The sequence below is a fragment of the Streptomyces sp. ActVer genome, from assembly GCF_027270795.1.
Lineage (GTDB): Bacteria > Actinomycetota > Actinomycetes > Streptomycetales > Streptomycetaceae > Streptomyces > Streptomyces umbrinus_A.
On sequence record NZ_JAPWHT010000744.1, the window covers coordinates 1 to 2,959 of the forward strand.

The 2,959-nt window shown below is 70.2% G+C and carries 3 protein-coding genes and 1 pseudogene; 3 read left to right on the top strand and 1 reads right to left on the bottom strand.

All coding sequences use genetic code 11. The annotated features are described in order from the left end of the window. Window positions 1-291 (top strand): annotated as a pseudogene (locus O3Q52_RS51455) (2-oxoacid:ferredoxin oxidoreductase subunit beta); the annotation flags it as partial. A 40-nt stretch (window positions 292-331) separates the two neighbouring features. Here O3Q52_RS51455 and O3Q52_RS51460 read toward each other — a convergent pair. Next, a complete protein-coding gene (locus tag O3Q52_RS51460; RefSeq protein WP_269655300.1) occupies window positions 332-694 on the bottom strand; it encodes a helix-turn-helix domain-containing protein in 363 nt (120 codons plus the stop codon). A 225-nt stretch (window positions 695-919) separates the two neighbouring features. On the opposite strand from O3Q52_RS51460, the gene O3Q52_RS51465 reads away from it, so the two are divergent. Beyond that, the gene (locus O3Q52_RS51465) at window positions 920-1,774 is read left to right on the top strand and encodes an SDR family oxidoreductase (RefSeq protein WP_269655299.1); all 855 of its coding nucleotides are present in this window, start codon (window positions 920-922) and stop codon (window positions 1,772-1,774) included. A gap of 226 nt (window positions 1,775-2,000) precedes the next feature. Next, window positions 2,001-2,959, top strand: a 959-nt coding sequence (gene rarD / locus O3Q52_RS51470) for an EamA family transporter RarD (RefSeq protein WP_269655301.1), incomplete at its 3' end; no start/stop codon positions are given.

Below are 2,959 nucleotides of genomic sequence, written 5' to 3' on the forward strand. Positions count from 1 at the left end.
CGCGACGCCGTGACCGGCGACCTGAAGGTCGTCACCGTCACCCCGGAGAACGAGCCGCAGATCCTCGTCCACGACGCGCACTCCGCCTCCCCCACCACGGCGTTCGCGCTCTCCCGGCTCGCCGACCCGGACACACTGCACCACACGCCGATCGGCGTCCTGAGGGCCGTCGACCGCCCGGTCTACGACACCCAGATGGCCGACCAGCTCGACGCGGCCATCGAACAGAACGGCAAGGGCGACCTGTCGGCACTGCTCGCGGGCGGGGACACCTGGACGGTCGTCGGCTGACACCGACACCGTCGTACGGATTCGGTGAGGCCCGGGCTCTTCAGGCCCGGGCCTCACCGTTTGCCTGGCGGGCCCTCAGCTCGTCGTACGTCTGGCGCGCCTCCAGTACCGCGTCCATCCGCTGCTCGGTCCAGCCCGCGAGCGCCTTCACCTGGTCGGCGGCCTCGCGGCCCAGGTCCGTGAGCGAGTAGTCGACGCGCGGCGGGATGACCGGCTTGGCGTCCCGGTTCACGAGCCCGTCGCGCTCCAGGGTCTGCAGGGTCTGGGTGAGCATCTTCTCGCTGACCCTGCCGATCGCGCGCCGCAGCTCGCTGAAGCGGTACGGGCGCTCCAGCAGGACGATCAGGACGAGGACGCCCCAGCGGCTGGTGACGTGCTCCAGAACGAGGCGGTACGGGCACATCGCCTCGCCCTCGACGCTCCACTTGGTGGTCAGCGCGGGACTGCCCGCTGCCCCGGCAGCGCGGGAACCGCCGGTTGCCACGGCACCGCCGGTCGCTGTGGAAGCACTCACTGCAGAATCACTTACGGCCATGCCAGTACCTTACTTCAAAGTGGGTACTTTCGCAGAGTTAGTGCCACTCCTATGGTTAGTGGCGTACCCACCCCACAAGGAGTTGTTTCCACCATGAGCATCGTCGTCACCGGAGCCACTGGACACCTCGGCCGTTTCGTCATCGAGGGACTGCTGGAGAAGGTCCCGGCCGACCGGATCACGGCCGTCGTCCGCAGCGAGGAGAAGGCGGCGGACTTCGCGGCCCGCGGCGTGAAGCTCGCGATCGCCGACTACAACGCCCCCGAGACCTTCGACGGCCTCTTCTCCGCAGGCGACAAGGTGCTGCTCATCTCGGGCAACGAGTTCGACAAGGGCCGCGTAGCCCAGCACAAGGTCGTCCTCGACGCCGCCAAGGCCGCCGGCGTCGCGCTCCTCGCGTACACCAGCGCCCCCGGCAGCCTGTCCGCCGCACTGGCCGACGACCACCGCGGCACCGAGGCGGCGATCCTGGAGTCCGGCGTGACGTACGCCCTGCTGCGCAACGGCTGGTACAACGAGAACTACACCGAGAACCTGGCCCCGGTCCTTGAGTACAACGCCGTCGTCCAGGCCGCCGGTGAGGGCAAGGTCTCCTCGGCCTCCCGCGCGGACTACGCGGCCGCCGCCGTGGCCGTGTTGACCGGTGAGGGCCACGAGAACAAGACGTACGAGCTGGGCGGCGACACCGCGTGGGGCTTCGCCGAGTACGCGGCCGAGGTGGCCAAGGCGTCCGGCAAGGAGATCGCCTACAACTCCGTCCCCGTCGAGGCGTTCAAGGACATCCTGACCGGCGCCGGGCTGCCCGAGCCCTTCGCCGCGATCCTGGCCGGCGTCGACGCGTCGATCGAGAAGGGCGAGCTGGTCGTCGCCACCGGTGACCTGTCCCGGCTGACCGGCCGGCCGACCACGCCGATCGCGGAGTCGATCGCGGCGGCGCTGAAGGGCTGACCTCCGACCCACCGGAAGCACTCCCGTTCGCGACCCGCGGGAAGCACCCCCGTTCACGCCTCGCCGGAAGCACCCCCGTTTGTAATGACCGTATGGCGATACGGGCATGACAGGCGGGGGTGCTCGGCGCTACCTTCTTGGAGGTTGCGCGTGGTTCGGACGCCGCGCGTCCGCAGCGTGGTGAGAGGGAGGGGCCGTGCCGGTGGAGTCCAAGGGCGAACAGCACATAGGTCTGGATTCCAAGGGCGAGCAGCGGATCGGTCTGCTGAACGGCTTCGCGGCGTACGGCATGTGGGGGCTCGTTCCCCTGTTCTGGCCGCTCCTCGAACCCGCGGGAGCGGCGGAGATCCTCGCCCACCGCATGGTGTGGTCCCTCGGCATCGTGGTGATCGCGCTCGTGGTGATGCGGCGCTGGGCCTGGGCCGGTCCACTGCTGCGGCAGCCGCGCAGACTGGGCCTGATCACCGTCGCGGCGGCCACCATCACGGTCAACTGGGGCGTCTACATCTGGGCCGTGAACGCCGGCCATGTGGTGGAGGCGTCCCTCGGCTACTTCATCAACCCGCTCGTCACCATCGCGATGGGCGTCCTGCTCCTGAAGGAGCGGCTGCGGCCCGCGCAGTGGGCGGCGGTCGGCATCGGCTTCGCCGCGGTGCTCGTACTGACCATCGGGTACGGCCAACCGCCGTGGATCTCCCTCTGCCTCGCCTTCTCCTTCGCGACGTACGGGCTGGTGAAGAAGAAGCTCAACCTCGGCGGTCTCGAATCGCTGGCCGCGGAGACCGCGATCCAGTTCCTGCCCGCGCTCGGCTATCTGCTGTGGCTGTCGTCCCGGGGCGACGCGACCTTCGGCGGCGAGGGCGCCGGGCACGCGGCGCTGCTGGCCGCGACCGGTGTGGTGACCGCGGTGCCGCTCGTGTGCTTCGGGGCGGCGGCGATCCGGGTGCCGCTGTCGACGCTGGGACTGCTGCAGTACCTGGCACCCGTGCTGCAGTTCCTGCTCGGCATCCTGTACTTCCACGAGGCGATGCCCGCCGAGCGGTGGGCCGGGTTCGCACTGGTGTGGGCCGCGTTGTCGCTGCTCACGTGGGATGCGCTGCGGACTGCGCGGAAGTCGCGGACGGTGCTGCGCGAGGCGGCCGCGGTGGCGACGGCGGCGACGGCGGCGACCGCTGCCGCGGAGGC